The sequence below is a fragment of the Streptomyces sp. NPDC056486 genome (assembly GCF_042795295.1).
In the GTDB taxonomy this organism is placed as follows: Bacteria; Actinomycetota; Actinomycetes; order Streptomycetales; family Streptomycetaceae; genus Streptomyces.
The window spans coordinates 1-18,737 of record NZ_JBHTSF010000166.1 but is presented as its reverse complement, the minus strand read 5'-3'; the positions used below and the strand labels follow the sequence as shown (position 1 = coordinate 18,737).

Genomic DNA, 18,737 nt, shown 5'->3' with positions numbered 1-18,737 from the left:
CGTCTTGTCGGGGGTCCAGTCGGGGGTCCAGGGGGCGGAGCCCCATGGTCTCGGGAAGAGGCGGGATCGGGGAAACAACGTCTGAAAGCCGCCAGCCCCCACCCACCCGCACGCGCGACCCTCGGCACATGAACGCGACCACGACCACAACAACCACAACAACCGCCACGACCTACGCCCCCCGCCCCATCACCCCCACCGCCCTCAAGCAACTCCGCATCACCGACGACGCAGGCCGCCCCTGCGCCCCCTACGTCGACAGCGAAGGAGGCGACCCCCTCCGCTGCTGCCTACGCCCCGTCGCCCCCGGCGAACACATCGCCCTCGTCTCGTACGCCCCCCTGCGCCGCTGGGCCACGGAGACCGGCGCCACCCCCGGCGCCTACGACGAGCAGGGCCCCGTCTTCATCCACGCGGAGGACTGCGAGGGCCCGGCGCCCGGTAGAGGCGAGTACCCCTTCGCAAGGCCCGGCGCCCTGCGCACCCTCCGCCGCTACAACGCCGAAGGCCACATCATCGGCGGCCGCCTGATGGAAATCCCGGACCCGGCGACAGAAGGCTTCGACGCCGCTCTCGCGGAGGCCTTCGCCGACCCGGAGGTCACCCTCGTACACGTCAGAGCCGTCGAGTACGGCTGCTTCCACTTCGAGGTCCGCCGCCCTTAGGTATCCGCCCCCCTGTTCGTCGTGGGATACGCGAATGGGGGCGGCCACCGCATAACGGTGCCCGCCCCCATTCGCGCAGGACGTCAGGACGTCAGGATCTCAGGGCCTCAGCCCTTGAGCTCGGCCGCCACCAGCTCCGCGATCTGCACCGCGTTCAGCGCGGCGCCCTTGCGGAGATTGTCGTCGGAGATGAAGAAGGCCAGGCCGTTCTCCGCCGTCTCGTCGTTGCGGATGCGGCCCACGTAGGAGTCGTCCTTGCCCGCGGCGACCAGCGGGGTCGGGACGTCCGTGAGGACGACGCCCTCGGCCGACGCGAGGATCTCGGTGGCGCGCTCGGCGCTCAGCGGACGCTCGAAACGAGCGTTGACCTGGAGGGAGTGACCGGTGAAGACCGGCACACGGACGCAGGTGCCGGAGACCTTGAGGTCCGGGACCTCGAGGATCTTGCGGGATTCGTTGCGGAGCTTCTGCTCCTCGTCGGTCTCGTTCAGACCGTCGTCGACGATGGAGCCCGCCATCGGCAGGACGTTGTACGCGATCGGCGCGACGTACTTGTTCGGGGCGGGGAACGCCGCGGCCGAGCCACCGTGCGTGAGCTTCGGAGCGTCGTCGCCGACCTTCTTGACCTGCTCGAAGAGCTCGTCGACACCGGCGACACCGGAGCCGGACACGGCCTGGTACGTCGCCACGACGAGCGCGGTGAGACCGGCCTCCGCGTGCAGCGGCTTCAGGACCGGCATGGCGGCCATCGTCGTGCAGTTCGGGTTGGCGATGATGCCCTTGGGGCGGTCCGCGATCGCGTGCGGGTTGACCTCGGAGACGACCAGGGGGACCTGGGGGTCCATCCGCCAGGCCGACGAGTTGTCGATCACGACGGGGCCCTGCGACGCGACCTTCTCGGCCAGCGCCTTCGAGGTCGCGCCACCCGCCGAGAACAGGACGATGTCAAGGCCGCTGTAGTCGGCCGTGGAGGCGTCCTCGACCGTCACACCGTCGAGGGTCGAGCCGGCCGAGCGGGCCGATGCGAACAGGCGCAGCTCGTCGATCGGGAAGTCCCGCTCGACGAGGATCTTGCGCATGACCGTGCCGACCTGACCGGTGGCTCCGACGATTCCGACCTTCACAGGGATGTCCTCCGTATGTGCATGGGCATAGGCGTTGGCCTGTGCGTTCCATCATGCGTCTGTCCACGGCCGCCTTGTCCAATCCATTGTCCGGAGTTCGGGATGTCACATTCCCGCGGACGTGGGCCGAACGTTTTGGGCGTCCCCGGCGTCCTAGGGGAAACGCGGGGACGGGAGGGGTGTCTTGCTGCGCGGAAGAACGCGACGGGACAGGCGGGACCATACAGAACGGCCTGATCCGCTCGACGCGGCCCAGGAGGACCGGGTACGGGCGGTGCTCGCGCTCGGCGGAGTGCCGCACGCCGATCTGCCCGACGGGGTCCAGCAGGTCAGGCTCAAGCTCCTGGAGCGGGCGGCGGACGGGCGCGACGCGCCACGTGACGTGTCGGCGTGGGCGGCGGTCGTCGCCTCCAACCTCGCCATGGACTGGCATCGGGCGCGCCGCAGGCAGGAGCGGCTCGGGGAGCGGCTCGCCGTGCTGTGGCGGGAGGCCACGGACGAGGACGGGGCGGAGTCGCGGGCGCTCTCGATGGCCGTGACCCAGGGTCTGGACGCGCTGCCCGACGTCCAGCGGCAGGTCGTCGTCCTGCGCTTCTACGCCGATCTGCCGGTGCGGGCGATAGCCGACGAGCTGGGCATCCCGGAGGGCACGGTCAAGAGCAGGCTGCATACGGCGGTACGGGTGCTGCGGACGCGGCTGCACGAGGGCGAGGTGGTGTGACGGTGGCGAAGGACGAGCTGGCCAAGGACGAGTACGACGCGCACGACCCGCTGATGCTCGCCCTCACGGACGAGCCCGCCCCCGCGGCCTTCGGGCGGGACCCGGAACTCGCGGCGGAGCATGCCGCCGCTGTGGCGGATGTCGCACTGCTCCGGGAGCACATCGGGGTGGCGGGCCGCGCGCTTGCGGCTCCGGAGCCGGCTCCCCGGCCGGTGCTCGAACAGGTGGTCGCCGTACGCCCCGCCGGTCTCAGGCGACGGCGCCTGACGGTGACGCTCGGAGTGGCCGCGGCCTCGGTGGCCGCCTCGCTGGTGGGCGGGCTCGCCTGGCTCGCTCTGGACGGCGGGGGCGGGATCAGCGGGAGCGCCGACTCCGACGCGGCGAAGGGGGCGGCGCCGGAGGCCGGGGACCACAGGGAGGACGGGGGCGCGTCGGACGAGAAGTCCGGGGTGTACGTGGCCTGCGCCCGGCTCGTCGTGGAAGGCACGGTGAGACGGGTCGAGCCGATCTCCGGCGGTGTCCAGGACCGGATCGTCCTGGACGTGACCCGCTACTACAAGCCGGGCCAGGGGCCGAAGCAGGTCACGTTCGTGATGGACGTGAACGTGGACCCGCGGCTCCGCCCCGGCGACCGCACCCTGATCGGCATCCCGAAGGGGGAGGCGTCGCCGGACATCTGGTCCAAGGGCAAGAAGGACCTCGCCGAGAACCGGGCGTGGATCGAGCGGGAGCTGCGGCAGGGGAAGGGGAACACGTGCTGAGCGGCGTATGACACCGGCCGGGCTGGAAGTATCCAGCCCGGCCGGTCCCGATGGGCTCCTCGACTACGGAGCCGTCACCTTCTCGATCAGGACACTGCCGGTACCGGCAACCGTGCCCCGCCCGTTCAGCAGAGCCACCTCACCGAAAAGCTGGCGCCCCTCGGCCGCAGGTGCGTCCGCCGCGACCTCGGCGGTGACCTGGGTGGAAGCCCCGTTCGCCAGCTTCACCGGCGCCGAACCGTCGACCTTGACCGAGCCGAGCGCGCCCGAGAAGAAGACGTCGCGGTAGTCGTACGCGGTGGTGCCGGACGGAATCGAGTAGCCCGCCACCGCGATCTCGTACGTACCCGCCGCGGGCTTCGTGAGGCTGACCGACTCCTCCGAGTCGCCGTCAGCCGATGAGCCGACGACGGCCCCGTCCTTGGAGACCGACAGGTCGAGGTCCGCGGCGGCGTCCGCCGTCGAACCGATGGCGACGTCGAGCCGCTCCGCGCCCTCGGGCACGACCACGGTCGTCGTCTGCGTCTCACCCTGCTTGATCGAGGGCTTCGCGGCCTTCGCCGAGCCGAGCGGGCCGCCCTTCAACTTGCCGTCGACGGCGGCGAAGTTGTTCGTGACCTTCCAGGAGACGGGCGCCGGAGTACCGACCTTCGCCTCGGGCACCGTCTGCACGGCGGGGTCGAAGGCGACACCCAGAGCGGCGACGTCCAGCTTGTAGGGGTTGTCCAGAAGCGGGGACGTCCTGCGCGACTCGACCTCGATCTCCCACACGCCCGGCTGCGGCTCGGGGTACGAACGCAGGTCGGGGCGGCAGGTGTTGGCCGGGTTGTCGTAGTTCGCGTAGCAGACGAGCGACGACGTCGAGTCGACCGGAACGCCGTACGGGTGCACCGCGATGAACCGCGTCTGACTCTTGTCCTTCAGACCGCCGAGCGCCAGTTCCAGGGACTTGGCGCCCTTGGGGACCGTCACGAAGTACGACTGGGTGCTGTTGCGCTGCACCGAACCGGACTTCGAGAACGTGTACGCGGGCTTGGCGAGCGGCGACGAGACGACGACCGTCGACATGACCTGCTGGTCGATGCCCTCGGTGCGCTCGTCGTCGACGGTCAGGATCGCGCTGTGCACACCGGCCGACTTGGCCTTCGCCTGCACCTTGACGGTCACCGGCTTGTTCAGCGGCAGCGTTACGTCGTCGTCGCCGAGCAGCTTGAAGGTGCCCTCGTGGTTGTTGACCAGGTCGAGCTCGTGGCGGACGGCGCGGTCCGGGCCCGAGGTGCGGGTGACCGTGACGTCGTACGTCCGCTTCTGGCCGGTCTTCAGGCCGCCCTCACGGTCGTAGATGCCGGTGCCGGGCGCCTTGAGCTCCTGCTCCAGGGCGGTGTCGACCGGGGCCTTCACCGTGTACGTGTGCGCCTTCGCGTCGTCCTCGATGGCGTTCCAGGCATCGACGACGTTGATCTGGCCGGTGCCCTGCGCGTACGCCTGCTCGCCGCTGATGCGGTCCGCGGTCGAGGTGAGCGCCGTGCGCAGCTTCGCCGGGGTCAGGTCGACGTGCTCGCGCTTGGCGGCGGAGAGAAGCAGCGCAGAGGCGCCCGCGGCCTGCGGGGACGCCATGGACGTACCCTGCAGCATCGAGTAACCGGCCGGGAGGCTGTAGCCCGCCTCGGCGACCGGGGCGCCAGGCAGCCAGGTCTGCGTGGTGTTGATGGCCGAGCCCGGCGCGGAGATGATCGGCGCGAAGCCGCCGTCCTCGCGCGGACCGCGCGAGGAGAACGGCATCATCGCGTACGACTTCTTCACCGCGGAGCCGTAGTTGGCGGCCCAGGTCTCCTTGGAGATGGAGGCGCCGACGGAGATGACCTTGTCGGCGAGGCCGGGGTCACCGATGGTGTTCGCGCCGGGGCCCGAGTTGCCGGCGGAGATCACCAACTGCACGCCGTACTCGTCGATGAGGCGCTTGTAGAGCGCGGCGCGCGCGTTGTTGCCGTCGTTCAGGGCCGGGAGGCCGCCGATCGACATGTTCACGATGTCGACGCCGCGCTTCGTGACGAGGTCGATCATGCCCTCGGTGAGCGCGATGTTCGTGCAGCCGCCGGTCCAGGTGCAGGCGCGCGACGAGACCAGCTTGGCGCCGGGCGCCGCGCCGTTCATCTTGCCGCCGAACAGGCCGTTGGCCGCGGTGATGCCCGCGACGTGCGTGCCGTGCTCGGACTCGATGACGCCGATGTTGACGAAGTCGGCCTTCTTGCCGACCCAGTCGCCGCCGTACGGGTCGGTCGGCACGTCCTTGCGGATCTCGACGACGAAGGGGACACGCTCGACGACGTCGGTCGCCGGGTCGTCCTTGCCGAAGTAGGCGACCTGGTGGTCGTCCTTGTACGGCTTGAGGACGTCGTCGTCGGTGAAGTCCTTGTTGTTGTTCAGGTCCACGCGGACCGTTCCGGCGGCCGGGTCGTAGAGCACGCCCCAGCTGTCGGTGGTGTCGCCGTCGCGGTTGATGTCGCCCTTGGCGTCGCCGCCGGTGGTGGCGGACTCGCGGAAGCGGTTGACCTGGAAGGAGCCCGCGGGAGCCTTCCACGTCTCGCTGTCCCAGGTGAAGACGGGTCCGGTGACGGGGTTGGTCATCCGCCGCCAGGTGCCGTCGGCGTCCACGATCGGGTCGGTCGCCGTCACCCAGTCGGTGATCTTCCGCTCGCCCGTGGTGGTCTTCCGGAGCGCGGGGTGCCCGAGGTCGACGCCGGAGTCGAGGATGCCGATGGTGGTGCCGCGGCCGTCCGCCTTCGGGTTCTTCTTCACGAAGTCGACGGCGCCCGTCTCGAAGGACGGGTTGTACGGGTTCTTCGCCGGGGTGTTCTTGCCGGGTCCGGCGTACGTCCCCTCGGCGGCGGTCTTCGCGCCCTTGGCCCGGTCGGCGGAGGGCGTCGGGTCGTCCAGCTTGATCTCGTGCCGCAGGTCGATGCCGTGCACGGACGACAGCTTCCCGGCGGCGTCGATGGCCGCTTCGGCCTTCGAGGTGGGCACGGTGGCGCGTACGTAGCCCAGCTTGTCGTACGTCCTGCCGACCGAGCCGCCCTTGACGGCGTCGAGCTGTCCTGCGACCTGCTCGGTGGCGCCGGGTGCGGTGGCGACCATCATCGTGACGGTCTTCTCGCCGTCCGCCTTCGCGGCGGCGAGCAGATCGGCGTCGGCCGAACCGAGTTTCTCCTCGGCGGACTTGGGGGTGGTCTGCCCCCCGGGGTCGCCGTCGGCCGCGAGGGCCATGGGTATGGGCCCGGCGGCGGAGAGCGCGGCGGTCAGGCCGACGGCTATCGCGAGACGGGTCGTGCGTCTAGCACTGGATCTGTGCATCAGCGTCCCTGTACGTAAAGGTCGAAAGGGTTCGGAATCCGGAACCGGATGACCGCTCAGCCTTACGTAAGTGACTGCTGTTTGGGGAGAGTTGTCCGAGCTGTGATCAGGGCATGACGTAATTCCGCCATCCGCCATGACGGACAAGGTGGTGTATAAGGCGACTTGGTGCGGGAACTTTCCGGCGGGGCCGGCGGAGTTGGCCCTCGAACTAGCTCTCGCGCGAGCGCGCGTAGTGCCGCGACGCCTTCGCGCGGTTGCCGCAGGCCGCCATGGAACACCAGCGGCGCGTGCCGTTGCGCGAGGTGTCGAAGAAGTGCAGGACGCACGCGTCATGGGCGCAGCCGCGGATCCGGTCGGGCGCGGTGGTGAGGAGGTTCAGGTAGTCGCGCGCCGCGAGCCAGGCCGCGCCCCACGCCGGGTCCTCGAACTCGGGCTCCTCGCCGGGTCCTTCTCCGGTGAGGATCGCGCGGATACGGCCGTGCCCGAGGACCTCGTCGACGCGCGCGATGCCCGCCGGGTCGCCGGGGGTGTCCGTGACGGAGGCGAGCGCGTCGCGGGCACGCAGCACGTGTTCCAGGGTCGGCCCGTCGGCGGCGAAACGCGTGTCGAGGCCGTTCGCCGCGAGCCAGACCGCGAGCCCCTCGGTGTCCGTGAGCAGGTCCTGGCGTACGCCGTCGTGGTTCCAGACGGTGTTGAGCAGGTCGAGGCAGAGCGGCTCGCCGACGAGGGGGCGGGGGTCGTGCGGGGGCGTGGCGGCGGGCCTGGTGCCGGACATGGGTGTTCCCTTCAGTGCTAACCGGTCAAGAGTACGTGACCGGTTGACGAGCTCGACCTCTAACCCCTAACGTTACTTTTAACGGTTAGCAAGCAAGGCGGCCGAAGCAGCCAAGGGGAGAGCCATGACGACGTCCACCGCTCCGCGCACCGGCCACATCGGCCTCAACGTCACCGATCTGGAGCGCTCACTCGCGTTCTACCGGGACGTGCTCGGCTACGGCGTGCTCGGCGAGGGCAAGGAAGGGGGCCGCCGCTACGCTTTCCTGGGGGAGGGCGGCAGCCCCGCGCTCACGCTGTGGCAGCAGGCGGACGCGGCGTTCGCGGCCTCGAACGCGGGACTGCACCACCTGGCGATCGAGGTGGACACCATCGAGGAGGTCCGCGCGTACGAGAGCGCTCTGCGGGCGTACGGGGTGGAGTTCGCGTACGAAGGCGTCGTCCCGCACCGTGAGGGCTCGGCGTCCGGCGGCATCTTCTTCCACGACCCTGACGGCACGCGCCTGGAGATCTACAGTCCGTCCGGCGCGGAGTCTGCGACAGCGCCGGTTGAGTCGGCTCCGACATGCGGCTTCTTCTGAGTGCCCCGGAAGGGGCGCGGGGAACTGCGCGACAAGCCACGACGCACCTGTAGACAGGACCACACCGATGACGCCACAAGCCCCAGTCCAGCCTCCCTATCACCAGGGCTCCCGCACCGTGCAGGCCAGGGTCGGCGTGCGGGACCTGGCCGACCACGTGGGCCGCTCAATAGGCAACGGCATCCGTCCCGTCGCCGCCGCCTTCCTCGAACTCCAGCCCATGCTGGTGATCGGCGGCGCGGACCCGGCGGGCGCCGTATGGGCCTCGCTGCTCACCGGTGAACCCGGGTTCGTACGGGCCACGGGGCCGAACCAGATATCCATCGCGGGCGGCGTTCGCCGTGCCGACCCCCTCGCGCGGGCCCTCGCCAAGGAGGGCGCCCCCGTGGGCACCATCGCCCTGGACCCCCGCACCCGGCGCCGCATGCGGCTGAACGGCCGGGCGCGGCCGACCCCCCGGGGCCTGGCGATCGAGGCCGATCAGGTCTTCTCGAACTGCCCGAAGTACCTCCAGAAGCGGGAGCTTCCGGCAGGTGCCATGTCGGACCGCCCGTCCGCGCCCCGCCACGGAGTGAAGCTCACCGGCGATCAGCGCGTGTTCCTGGCCGAGGCGGACACCTTCTTCCTCGCCACCGTCCACGCGGAAGGCGCCGACGCCAGCCACCGTGGCGGCAACCCCGGCTTCGTCCGCGTCACCTCGCCGTACACGCTGGAGTGGGACGACTTCCCGGGCAACTCCATGTTCCTGTCCCTCGGCAACCTCGCCACCGACCCCCGCGCCGGGCTCCTCTTCCTCGACTGGGTGACCGGCACCAGCCTCCAGCTCACCGGCACGGCCCGCACCGAATACGGCGACGACGGGTCCCGCACGGTCCGCTTCACCCTCGCCGAGGTGGTCCAGACCCTCTGCGCGAGCCCCTGGAGCTGGACGGCTCCGGAGTACTCCCCTGCCAATCCCATCCAGGAGGACTAGCGTCACTCTGTGCACAAAGAGCTCCGGGTGGCGGCCTACGCCGTATGCGTGCAGGACGGGCAGCTGCTGCTCGCCCGGTGGGTGGCGGGCGACGGCAGCAAGCGCTGGACGCTGCCCGGCGGCGGGATGGACCACGGGGAGGATCCGTACGACACGGTGATCCGCGAGGCCGACGAGGAGACGGGGTACGCCATCGAGCCCGTCGCGCTGCTCGGTGTCGACTCGCTGCGCCGGCGCTATCCGCGCAAGCTCGGCGCCGTCGCCGACTTCCACGGTCTGCGGATCGTCTACGAGGCACGGATCACCGGCGGCGAGCTGCGGCACGAGCGGGACGGTTCCACCGATCTCGCCGCCTGGCACGCCCTTGACGCCGTCGCCGGCCTCGACCGGGTCGGGCTCGTCGACATCGGGCTCGACCTCTGGCGGACCCGGCCCGACGACGGTCACCTGACGGTGCCTTCCTGAGGCTCCGCGGCGCCTCACCTTCCCCGGAAGATGAACGTGGAGTGACTGCCTCCTCTCCGGCCGGAGAGGGATGTGTGACCGCGCAGGGTGCCTGATGATCCACGTACGGTGATCGGCGTTGCCCGTTGCGGTCTCGTTAACGTGCAGGTCATCCCGGATGTCAACGATCCAGTAGAGCGGGAATTTCGCCTGGTGCGGAGCTGCCCGCGACCACTGCCGACGCGTTCGCAACCCGGGAGACCGCGCCATGCCGCGCATACGCACCGTCGCCACCGCCGCCAAGACCGCCACCCACTCCGCCGTCTCCGCCGTGGACCGCCGGGCCTTCCTGGCGACCACCGCGGCCGTCTCCCTCTCCGCCGGTATCGGGTACGCGATGCGTCCCGCGAGCAGCCACGCCGCCACGGCAGGACCGGCCCCCGTCGCGCTCTCCCGGCAGGCGCCCGCCGCGCCCCTGGCGCCCTACCGGGACGGCACCACGCTGCGCACCGTCGCCGCCCCGCGCGGCACATCCGGCTACCGGCGCCTCGGCGACGGGCCCGCCTGGGACCGGGTGGTCCGCGGTGATCTCGCCGCCGCGAAGAGCGGCCGTGAGGGACGGCGTACCGCACTCGCCGCGTTCGTCCAGTTCACCGACCTGCATCTGGTCGACGTGCAGCACCCGCTGCGGTACGAGTATCTGCGCGCCCAGACCGCGAGTGCCTGGCGCCCGCAGGAGGCCCTCTCGGTGGCCGGCGCGGTCGCGCTCGTCGAGCGGGTCAACCAGCTGCGCGGCGCGCCCGCCACCGGATCGCCGCTGCACTGCGTGGTGACCACGGGCGACAACACGGACAACAACTCCCGCTCCGAGCTCGACTGGTTCCTCAAGACCATGAGCGGCGGGCGCATCAACCCCAACACCGGTGACCCGCGCCGCTACGAAGGCGTCCAGGACAGCGGCCTCAAGCTGTACTGGCACCCGGACGGCGACCTCCGCGACTCCGACAAGGCACTCGGCTTCCCGCAGGTCGAAGGCTTCCTCGACGCGGCGCTCCGCGAGGTCAACAGCCCCGGCCTCGGGCTTCCCTGGTACTCGACCGTCGGCAACCACGACGCGCTGCCCGGCGGATGCTGGGGGCCCGGAGACTCGTACTTCACCGAATTCGCCGTCGGTGGAAAGAAGTTGATGTCCCTCGACGAGTCGCGCGGCGCCGCCCTGTGGAAGGCCGTCAAGAAGGGCCGCGACCCCAAGGGCGCGCAGTTCAAGGAGCTCCTGAAGAGTGAGGCGCGGCGGATGCGCTCGGTCACCCCGGACGAGAGCCGCGCGCCCTTCACCCCCGCCGAGTACGTCAAGGCCCACCTCGACCCGGCGTACAAGGGCCACGGTCCTGCCGGGCACGGCTACACGCAGGAGAACCTCGACTCCGGCACCCAGTACTACTCCTTCCGCATCAGCGAGGACGTACTCGGCATCAGCCTGGACTCCACGGACCCCGGCGGCCACTACGAAGGCTCGCTCGGCAAGGCCCAGATGGACTGGCTGGAGCGGGAGCTGAAGGCGAACGAGGAGAAGGACGGCGGCGGTTCGTACGTCATCGTCTTCAGCCACCACACCAGCAGGACCATGCGCAATCTGCGCCAGGACCCGGAACGGCCGAGCGAGGCCAGGCACGGGGGTGACGAGATCGTCGCCCTCCTCGCCCGCCACCGTTCCGTCCTCGCCTGGGTCAACGGGCACAGCCACAAGAACGACATCACCGCGCACCAGACCCCGCACGGCTCCTTCTGGGAGGTCTCCACGGCCTCGCACATCGATTTCCCGCAGCTGGCCCGCGTGGTGGAGCTGAGCGACAACCACGACGGCACGCTCTCCCTCTTCACCACCCTCATCGAGTCATCGGCCCCGCACCGCACGGATTACGCCGATCTCTCCCAGACCGGCCTCGCCGCGCTCTACCGCGAACTGTCCTTCAACGCCCCTGGTGCCAAGCCCGCCCTCGGCGGCGAGCCGGGCGACCGGAACACGGAACTGATCCTCAAGAAGGGCTGAAACCCGCTCAACCCGCGCGAGGCGGTCAACCTCCACATCGAGCCCGTGAGTCCCCCCGGCTGTCGTGAACAGCACGTCGTGAACAGTCGTGAACAAGGGGGAGACATGTCAGCGCGCAGGAGAGGCCTGATAGGTGTGGCCGCGGCAGTGGCCATGACGGTGACGGCGGGAGCGTTCGCCGCACCGGCACTGGCCGGGACGCCCGGCGGAGGAGGCGGGCACGGGGATCGGCACCGGGCGACGCAGAAGGCGATGGAGGCCGCCGTCAACGAGAACGCCCCCGGAGTGACCGTCCAGGCCAAGGACAAGCACGGGGTCTGGAACTCGGCCGCGGGCATCGGCGACCTCGAACGGCAGAGCCCGCGCGGCGCCCACGACCACTACCGCGTCGGCAGCATCACCAAGACCTTCGTCTCGACGGTGGTCCTCCAGCTGGTGGCCGAGGGGGAGTTGAGCCTCAACGACAAGGTGGGGCGGTGGCTGCCCGGCGTGGTCGAGGGCCACGGCCACGACGGCGACGCCATCACGGTCCGGCAGATCCTCAATCACACGAGCGGCGTCTTCGACGTGACGGCCGACCCGGGCTTCCAGGACAAGGTGTTCAGCGAGAAGTTCCTCGCGCACCGCTACGACACATGGACCTCCGAGCAGCAGGTCGCGATCGCCATGCGCCACGAGCCGGACTTCGCGCCCGGCACGGACTGGAACTACTCGAACACCAACTACCTCCTCGCAGGCATGATCATCGAAAAGGTGACGGGGGAGACGTACGCGGACGAGATCCGGCGGCGCATCATCGAGCCGCTCGGCCTGAGCGCCACCAGCGTGCCCCGGACGGACCCCTCGATGCCGAAGCCGAGTTCACGGGCGTACACGAAACTGTCCGACGCCCCGGACGCCAAGAACCACGACGTCACGGAGTTCAACCCGTCGGTGGGGGGCGCGGCAGGCGGGATGATCTCCGACTCGGCGGACCTGAACCGTTTCTACACGGCTCTGCTGCGCGGCAAGCTCCTGCCGAAGAAGCAGCTCGCCCAGATGAAGACGACCGTCGCCAAGGGCGAGGACAACCCCGACGAGCGGTACGGGCTCGGCCTGGAGAGCGTCAAGACCTCCTGTGACACGGTGGTCTGGGGGCACGGCGGCGACATCCACGGCTCGTCGTCGATGGCGCTGGCGACGGAGAACGGCGGCCATGCGATCGCCGCGAACTTCAACGGCCCGGACGGCGACCGGACGGCGGTCGCGAACGCGGAGTTCTGCGGTAAGTGACCTGGCAGGTAGGGGTGTTGCGTACGGGAAAGGGGGCGGGGCCCGTCGTGCGGGTCCCGCCCCCTTTCGCTCCCCTCCTGCCTGCCACGCGCCTCCGCGGCCTATCGCGGCAGTACCACCACATACGCCGCCGGATCACGGTCGGCCGAGGCCATCAGCGCGGTCCGCATGACGGTCGCCTGCTGTTCGAGCGACTCGCGCAGTTTCCTGGGTGTCAGGTGGACGACGGTGATGCCGAGCCGCTCCAGGTGCTCGCGCTTGCGGGCGTATGCGGACCACTGCGCGTCGTCGTCCTGCCGGAGGCCCTGGCGGGGAGCCCGCGTGTCCAGCTCGACCGCGACGGCCAGATCGGGCCAGTAGGCGTCGACGCCCCCTAGGTGCGGGCCGCCGGGCAATCGCAGGTCGACGTTCCACAGCGGATCGGGCAGCCCGTGTTCGGCGACCATTTGGTACAGCCAGTCCTCGGCGATGGCCCGCCCTTCGGCGAGCAGTGAATCCACCGCGTCCACGACGTGTGGGCGGGTGAGCAGCTTCGCCTGGTTCAACTCGCGCACGATGGCGGCCGGTTCGCAGTGTCCGCCGCGCACCGCCTCTGTGAGCAGCCTGCGCACCGCGCTCGCCTCGGAGAGTCCCGCGACGGCGTCGGCGAGCGCGCGCGGCACCGGGGCCACCGGAACTCCCGCGATCTGTACGGCGGTCGGCAGCACCGGGGTCCGCACGAGGCGGACGAACCCGGTGGACCGCAGCCGCCGTGTGCGGGGGACCAGGACGTCGATGCGATCCAGGGAGAGCAGTGGGGGAGCCGACGAGAAGCGGTGCAGGGTGAGCGCCGCGAGGCCCGTGATCAGAGCGTCGGCGTACGGGGCGTGGGGGGTGCCCGCGCTGGGCTGCGCGGGCACGGTCTTCGCCGCCTTGGCCGGCGGCCGCCCCGCGAACAACAGGGCGCCGTGCAGGCGCTCTTCACTGGTCGGCGGCCCCGGGTGCAGCAGGCAGACCCCCGGGAGCAGCTGCTGCCAGGGCCCTTCCGGGCGGCAGTGGGCGGCGACGTCGGCGGGCGTGATGCCGTGGGCGCGGAGCTGGGCGGTGCTCATCACGCGGCGCTGGACGTCGGCGAGGTGGTGAAGGGGGCGGGGGGAGAGCGGGGTGTTGTGGTTCATGACCGGGCCATTCCCGCTGCTGATCCGTTCCCTAACCGCTGTTACAGGCTCGTCGACATAACCGGACAACCCTGCACTAAAGTGCAGACGTTCGACTGCCGAAAAGGTCCGTTTACGCGCGGTACGTTCCAGCGGTCGTCCTCCCCGTGGTGGGCGCGACGCCGAAGCTGTCGAGCAGCGTTCGACGAGGCGCCCACCCGGACCGTCCTAGGAGGACGCGGCAGCCGCGTCGCAGCCCTGTGCCCGCAGCGACCGCGCGAGGTCGTCGCGGGCTTCGAGCACGAGCCGTCGCAGCGCGGGCGCCGCCGACTCGTGGGACGCGAGCCACGCGTCCGCCGCGTCCAGCGTCCCCTGATCGTCCTGGAGGTGCGGGAAGAGACCCTTCACCACGTCCATCCCGATCTGAATGGACCGCTCGGCCCACACCCGCTCGATGGCGGCGAAGTACTTGGGCGCGTACGGAGCGATCAGCTCCCGCTGCGACGACCGGGCGAATCCCGAGATCGTCGCCCCCACCAGCGCGTTGGACAGGGAGTCGGACTCCACCACGGCGGCCCACGCCTGAGCCTTGACCGCCTCGGAGGGCCGCGCGGCCAGAAGCCGCACCTGGTGCCGTTTGCCCGAAGCCGTGTCGTCCCGGGCCAGTTCGGCGGCGAGCGTCTGCTCGTCGGCGACCCCGGCCGAGGCCAGCGGGCCGAGGAAGGCCCAGCGCAGCTCCTGGTCGACGTCCAGGCCGTCGATCTTCGCCGTACCTTCCAGGAGGCCACGCAGCAGCTGGAGATCGGCCTCCGACGAGGCCACCGCGGCGAAGAACCTCGCCCACGTCAGCTGGTGCTGGCTGCCGGGCTCCGCATTCCGCAGCTCCCGCAGCGCGCCCTCGGCGAGCGCGCGCCCGCCCTCCTCGCGCCACTCGGGGGCCGCGTAGAAGGTGAGGGCCGAGTCCGCCCAGGTGTGCAGCATCTGAAGGACCCCGATGTCGCTCTCGCGCCCCGCGAACCGCAGTACGAGCCCGATGAAGTCCCGCGCGGGCATGAGCGCGTCCCGGGTGAGGTTCCACAGTGCCGACCAGCACAGGGCGCGGGCGAGCGGGTCGTCGATGTCGCCCAGGTGCTGCCGCAGCGTGGCGAGGGAGGTCTCGTCGAAGCGGATCTTGCAGTACGTCAGGTCGTCGTCGTTGACCAGGACGAGCTCGGGCGCCTCGGCCCCGGCGAGATCGCCGACGGTCGTACGGGGCCCTTCGACGTCGACCTCGGCGCGTGCGTACCGCGCCAGGTCGCCTTCGGGCGTGCGGCGATACAGCCCCACGGCCACGCGGTGCGGACGCAGTTCGGGGTGGGACTCCGCGGCGTCCTGGACCACGGAGAGCTCGGTGATCCGGCCCTCCGCGTTCAGGATGACCTGGGGCGTGAGGGAGTTGACGCCCGCGGTCTGGAGCCATGACTGCGACCAGGTCGCCATGTCGCGACCGGAGGTCTCCTCAAGGACCGAGAGGAGGTCACCGAGCCGGGTGTTCCCGTACGCGTGCCGCTTGAAGTAGCGCCGCGCGCCCTCGAGGAACGCGTCACGTCCGACATAGGCGACGAGCTGCTTCAGGACGCTCGCGCCCTTGGCGTACGTGATCCCGTCGAAGTTGAGCTTGGCATCCTCCAGGTCGCGGATGTCGGCCGTGACCGGGTGCGTGGAGGGCAGCTGGTCGGCGCGGTAGGCCCACGCCTTGCGGTTGTTGGCGAAGGTGATCCAGCCGTTGGTGAAGCGCGTCGCCTCGACCATCGAGAAGGAGCCCATGAAGTCGGCGAAGGACTCCTTGAGCCACAGGTCGTCCCACCAGCGCATGGTGACGAGGTCGCCGAACCACATGTGCGCCATCTCGTGCAGGATGACGTTGGCCCGGCGCTCGTACGACGCCGTGGTCACCTTGCCGCGGAAGATGAACTCCTCGCGGAAGGTCACCAGGCCGGGGTTCTCCATCGCGCCCAGGTTGTACTCAGGGACGAAGGCCTGGTCGTACTTCCCGAAGGGGTAGGGGTAGTCGAAGTTGTCGTGGAAGAAGTCGAGCCCCTGCTTGGTGACGAGGAAGACGTCGTCCGCGTCGAAGTGCTTGGCGAGCCCCTTCCTGCACAGGGCGCCGAGCGGGATGTCCAGCGTCGTGCCGTCGTCGAAGGTGCGGCTGTAGGAATCCGTCACGTAGTGGTACGGGCCCGCGACGACAGCCGTGATGTAGGTCGAGATCGCCTTCGTCTCGGCGAACTTCCATACCCCGTCGACCAGTTCACCGGCGCCGTTCGACCAGGCGGTCCAGCCCTCGGGGGCCTGCACCTCGAACCGGAAGGGCGCCTTCAGGTCGGGCTGCTCGAAGTTGGCGAAGACGCGGCGCGAGTCGGCGGGCTCGTACTGCGTATAGAGATAGACCTCGCCGTCCTCCGGGTCGACGAAGCGGTGCATGCCCTCGCCGGTGCGGCTGTAGGCGCACCGGGCGTCGACCACCAGTTCGTTCTCCGCGGCCAGGTCCTCAAGGGTGATCCGGGTGCCGTCGAAGACCTCGGAGGGGTCCAGGTCCTTGCCGTTGAGGGACACCGCGGTGACGCTCGGGGCGATCAGGTCGGCGAAGCTCGTGGCGCCGGGGTCGGCGGAGCGGAAGCGGATGGTGGTGACGGAGCGGAACGTGCGCGGCTCCTGGTCGCTCTCGCCGATCGCGGAGCGCAGGTCGAGAAAGACCTCGTACCCGTCGACGGACAACAGCGCGGCCCTCTCCTGGGCCTCGTCGCGGGAAAGATTCTCACCGGGCACGGGCGGCACTCCTTTGTACTCGCAAGGGAAAGTCGTGGATCGCACGACCTGTACGAATGTCTACGATCCTCGCATGTGCCCCCTGTGCGCGGTATCCGGGAATGCCCAGGTAGATCACTGACGTTCCCCTGGCCAAGCGCGCACACATTCCCCTAGGGAGAGACATGTCCGAGAACGGCAAGCTTGACAAGACCCCTGTGGACTTCTGGTTCGACCCGCTGTGCCCGTGGGCCTGGATGACCTCGCGCTGGATGCTGGAGGTGGAGAAGGTCCGCGACGTCGAGGTCCGCTGGCATGTCATGAGCCTCGCCGTACTGAACGAGGACAGGCTCGACGAGCTGCCCGAGGAGTACCGCGACATGCTCGAGACGAAGGCCTGGGGCCCCGTCCGCGTGGTCATCGCCGCCCAGCAGAAGCACGGCGACGAGTACACCGGCAAGCTCTACACCGCCCTCGGCACGCGCTTCCACAACCTCGGCGAGGGCCCGACCCGCGAGGCGGTCGCCTCCGCGCTCAAGGACGTCGGCCTGCCCGCGGACCTCGCGGACTACGCGGACTCGGACGAGTACGACACCCAGCTGCGCGCATCCCACCAGGAGGGCATCGACAAGGTCGGCCAGGACGTGGGCACGCCCGTCATCGCCGTCCCCGGCGCGGACGGCGAGCAGGTCGCCTTCTTCGGCCCCGTCGTGACGCCCGCTCCCAAGGGCGAGGCGGCGGCGAAGCTGTGGGACGGCACGCTGCTCGTGGCGTCGACGCCGGGCTTCTACGAGATCAAGCGGACGCGTACGCAGGGGCCGATCTTCGACTGACGCGCGCATCAGGTGACGGTCTCACTGGAACGACGGCGGCAGGTCGAAGCCGTCCTTGTAGTCGAAGTAGTTCTGCACCCGCAGACAGCCTGTGCGACCGCACCGCCAGTATTTGCCCGCGTCGGCGGTTCCTACCCGGTTGATCACGAAGGCCAGCGCGCCTCCCGTGGGCTTCTGGAAGTTCTGGAACGTGTCGTCACAGTTCAGGCAGCGCTTCGAGGGTTCCGACATGCCCACACATTCCCCCGGAACCCGGCATACCGAAAGACCCCCGTGAGTCATGTCCTCACGGGGGTCTTTCGTCCATCCGCCCGCCTCGGCGAAAGTTGAGAAGACGATCACGAGGCAGGACGATTCATGGGGCGCGATGCCTCACGGGGATCACAGAGATCACGGGGAGAGCAGCAGGCTGTTCACGCGCTGCTTGGCGGCCGCGTAACGCTTGGACACGTCCTGCCAGTTGACGACCTGCCACATGGCCTCGATGAAGTCGACCTTCTGGTTCTTGTACTGCAGGTAGAAGGCGTGCTCCCAGGCGTCGAAGACCAGGATCGGCGTCGAGCCCTGGCCGACGTTGCCCTGGTGGTCGTAGACCTGCTCGACGATGAGGCGGTTGCTCAGCGGCTCGTAGGCGAGCACGCCCCAGCCCGAACCCTGCGTGGTCGCCGACGCCTTGGTCAGCTGGGCCTTGAATTTGGCGAAGGAGCCGAAGGACTCGGTGATCGCGTCCGCGAGGTCACCGACACCGTCCGCGGCCAGCGGCTCACCGCCGCCGCCGTCCTTCGGGCTGTTCATGTTGTGCCAGTAAATGCTGTGCAGGATGTGGCCGGAGAGGTGGAAGGCCAGGTTCTTCTCCAGGCCGTTGATGGCACCCCAGGTCTCCTTGTCGCGCGCCTCCTCCAGCTGCTCAAGGGTGTCGTTCGCGCCCTTCACGTACGCCGCGTGGTGCTTGTCGTGGTGCAGCTCGACGATCTGAGGATTGATGACCGGCTCGAGCGCCGCGTAGTCGTACGGAAGTTCAGGAAGCGTGTAAATGGCCATGTCCGAGCCCTCCGACTGCTGCTCTGCTTACAGCTCTGCTGTGGTGCAACTCTTATTGCAACCTATATGCAAGTGCAGGCTAACAGCAGGAGGGGTCCGGAGTTGATCAGCCCTTCGTCCTAGGACCGGCGGGTACGCCGAAGGGGCCCGGGGTGGTGAAAGACCCCCGGCCCCCTCAATTTAGGGGCAGTGCAAAACGGCGGGCCCCCGCACCCCACCCC

General features: G+C 69.7%; 16 protein-coding genes. 9 read left to right on the top strand and 7 right to left on the bottom strand.

Translation table 11 applies throughout. The annotated features are described in order from the left end of the window. The first annotated feature begins 128 nt into the window (after window positions 1–128). Window positions 129–665: a DUF1203 domain-containing protein gene (locus ACFQ7F_RS38540; protein ID WP_383281571.1), complete on the top strand. Its 537-nt coding sequence runs from the start codon at window positions 129–131 to the stop codon at window positions 663–665. A gap of 107 nt (window positions 666–772) precedes the next feature. Here ACFQ7F_RS38540 and ACFQ7F_RS38535 read toward each other — a convergent pair whose 3' ends face one another. Continuing rightward, entirely contained in the window at window positions 773–1,789 is a 1,017-nt protein-coding gene (locus ACFQ7F_RS38535; protein WP_383281568.1) for an aspartate-semialdehyde dehydrogenase, read from the bottom strand. Between the two features lie 184 nt (window positions 1,790–1,973). Here ACFQ7F_RS38535 and ACFQ7F_RS38530 point away from each other — a divergent pair, with 184 nt between their 5' ends. Both ACFQ7F_RS38530 and ACFQ7F_RS38525 read left to right on the top strand, forming a co-directional pair. Next, complete coding sequence (locus tag ACFQ7F_RS38530) at window positions 1,974–2,510, top strand: sigma-70 family RNA polymerase sigma factor (protein ID WP_383281565.1); 537 nt, start codon at window positions 1,974–1,976, stop codon at window positions 2,508–2,510. Between the two features lie 2 nt (window positions 2,511–2,512). Further along, the gene (locus ACFQ7F_RS38525) at window positions 2,513–3,271 is read left to right on the top strand and encodes a hypothetical protein (protein ID WP_383281562.1); all 759 of its coding nucleotides are present in this window, start codon (window positions 2,513–2,515) and stop codon (window positions 3,269–3,271) included. A 63-nt stretch (window positions 3,272–3,334) separates the two neighbouring features. On the opposite strand, the gene ACFQ7F_RS38520 is transcribed toward ACFQ7F_RS38525, so the two are convergent. Next, window positions 3,335–6,622, bottom strand: coding sequence for a S8 family serine peptidase (locus ACFQ7F_RS38520; RefSeq protein WP_383281559.1), 3,288 nt, complete (start codon window positions 6,620–6,622; stop codon window positions 3,335–3,337). A 211-nt stretch (window positions 6,623–6,833) separates the two neighbouring features. After that, complete coding sequence (locus tag ACFQ7F_RS38515) at window positions 6,834–7,400, bottom strand: CGNR zinc finger domain-containing protein (RefSeq protein WP_383281556.1); 567 nt, start codon at window positions 7,398–7,400, stop codon at window positions 6,834–6,836. Window positions 7,401–7,524: 124 nt separating this feature from the next. On the opposite strand from ACFQ7F_RS38515, the gene ACFQ7F_RS38510 reads away from it, so the two are divergent. The 5 genes from ACFQ7F_RS38510 to ACFQ7F_RS38490 all read left to right on the top strand — a co-directional run bounded on the left by ACFQ7F_RS38510 (window position 7,525) and on the right by ACFQ7F_RS38490 (window position 12,719). Continuing rightward, window positions 7,525–7,980, top strand: coding sequence for a VOC family protein (locus ACFQ7F_RS38510; protein WP_383281553.1), 456 nt, complete (start codon window positions 7,525–7,527; stop codon window positions 7,978–7,980). A 67-nt stretch (window positions 7,981–8,047) separates the two neighbouring features. Beyond that, the gene (locus tag ACFQ7F_RS38505; RefSeq protein ID WP_383281550.1) at window positions 8,048–8,953 is read left to right on the top strand and encodes a pyridoxamine 5'-phosphate oxidase family protein; all 906 of its coding nucleotides are present in this window, start codon (window positions 8,048–8,050) and stop codon (window positions 8,951–8,953) included. 9 nt (window positions 8,954–8,962) lie between these two features. Further along, on the top strand, window positions 8,963–9,418 hold the full coding sequence (locus ACFQ7F_RS38500; protein WP_383281549.1) for an NUDIX hydrolase: 456 nt from the start codon (window positions 8,963–8,965) through the stop codon (window positions 9,416–9,418). Window positions 9,419–9,665: 247 nt separating this feature from the next. Further along, window positions 9,666–11,447: a TIGR03767 family metallophosphoesterase gene (locus ACFQ7F_RS38495; protein WP_383281546.1), complete on the top strand. Its 1,782-nt coding sequence runs from the start codon at window positions 9,666–9,668 to the stop codon at window positions 11,445–11,447. Between the two features lie 105 nt (window positions 11,448–11,552). After that, on the top strand, window positions 11,553–12,719 hold the full coding sequence (locus ACFQ7F_RS38490; protein WP_383281543.1) for a serine hydrolase domain-containing protein: 1,167 nt from the start codon (window positions 11,553–11,555) through the stop codon (window positions 12,717–12,719). Between the two features lie 101 nt (window positions 12,720–12,820). Here ACFQ7F_RS38490 and ACFQ7F_RS38485 read toward each other — a convergent pair whose 3' ends face one another. Next, window positions 12,821–13,876 (bottom strand): hypothetical protein, encoded by a 1,056-nt coding sequence (locus ACFQ7F_RS38485; protein ID WP_383281540.1) that lies wholly within the window; start codon window positions 13,874–13,876, stop codon window positions 12,821–12,823. Window positions 13,877–14,083: 207 nt separating this feature from the next. Next, on the bottom strand, window positions 14,084–16,663 hold the full coding sequence (gene pepN, locus ACFQ7F_RS38480) for an aminopeptidase N (RefSeq protein WP_383281537.1): 2,580 nt from the start codon (window positions 16,661–16,663) through the stop codon (window positions 14,084–14,086). Between the two features lie 164 nt (window positions 16,664–16,827). On the opposite strand from pepN, the gene ACFQ7F_RS38475 reads away from it, so the two are divergent. After that, window positions 16,828–17,475: a DsbA family protein gene (locus ACFQ7F_RS38475; RefSeq protein WP_383281534.1), complete on the top strand. Its 648-nt coding sequence runs from the start codon at window positions 16,828–16,830 to the stop codon at window positions 17,473–17,475. 21 nt (window positions 17,476–17,496) lie between these two features. Here the strand turns inward: ACFQ7F_RS38475 and ACFQ7F_RS38470 are convergent, their stop codons facing one another. Together ACFQ7F_RS38470 and ACFQ7F_RS38465 are read right to left on the bottom strand one after the other, a co-directional pair. Further along, on the bottom strand, window positions 17,497–17,706 hold the full coding sequence (locus ACFQ7F_RS38470; protein ID WP_383281532.1) for a hypothetical protein: 210 nt from the start codon (window positions 17,704–17,706) through the stop codon (window positions 17,497–17,499). Between the two features lie 159 nt (window positions 17,707–17,865). Continuing rightward, window positions 17,866–18,516 carry a superoxide dismutase gene (locus ACFQ7F_RS38465; RefSeq protein ID WP_383281529.1) on the bottom strand — a complete coding sequence of 217 codons (651 nt, stop codon included), beginning with the start codon at window positions 18,514–18,516 and terminating at the stop codon, window positions 17,866–17,868. Between the last annotated feature and the right edge of the window lie 221 nt (window positions 18,517–18,737).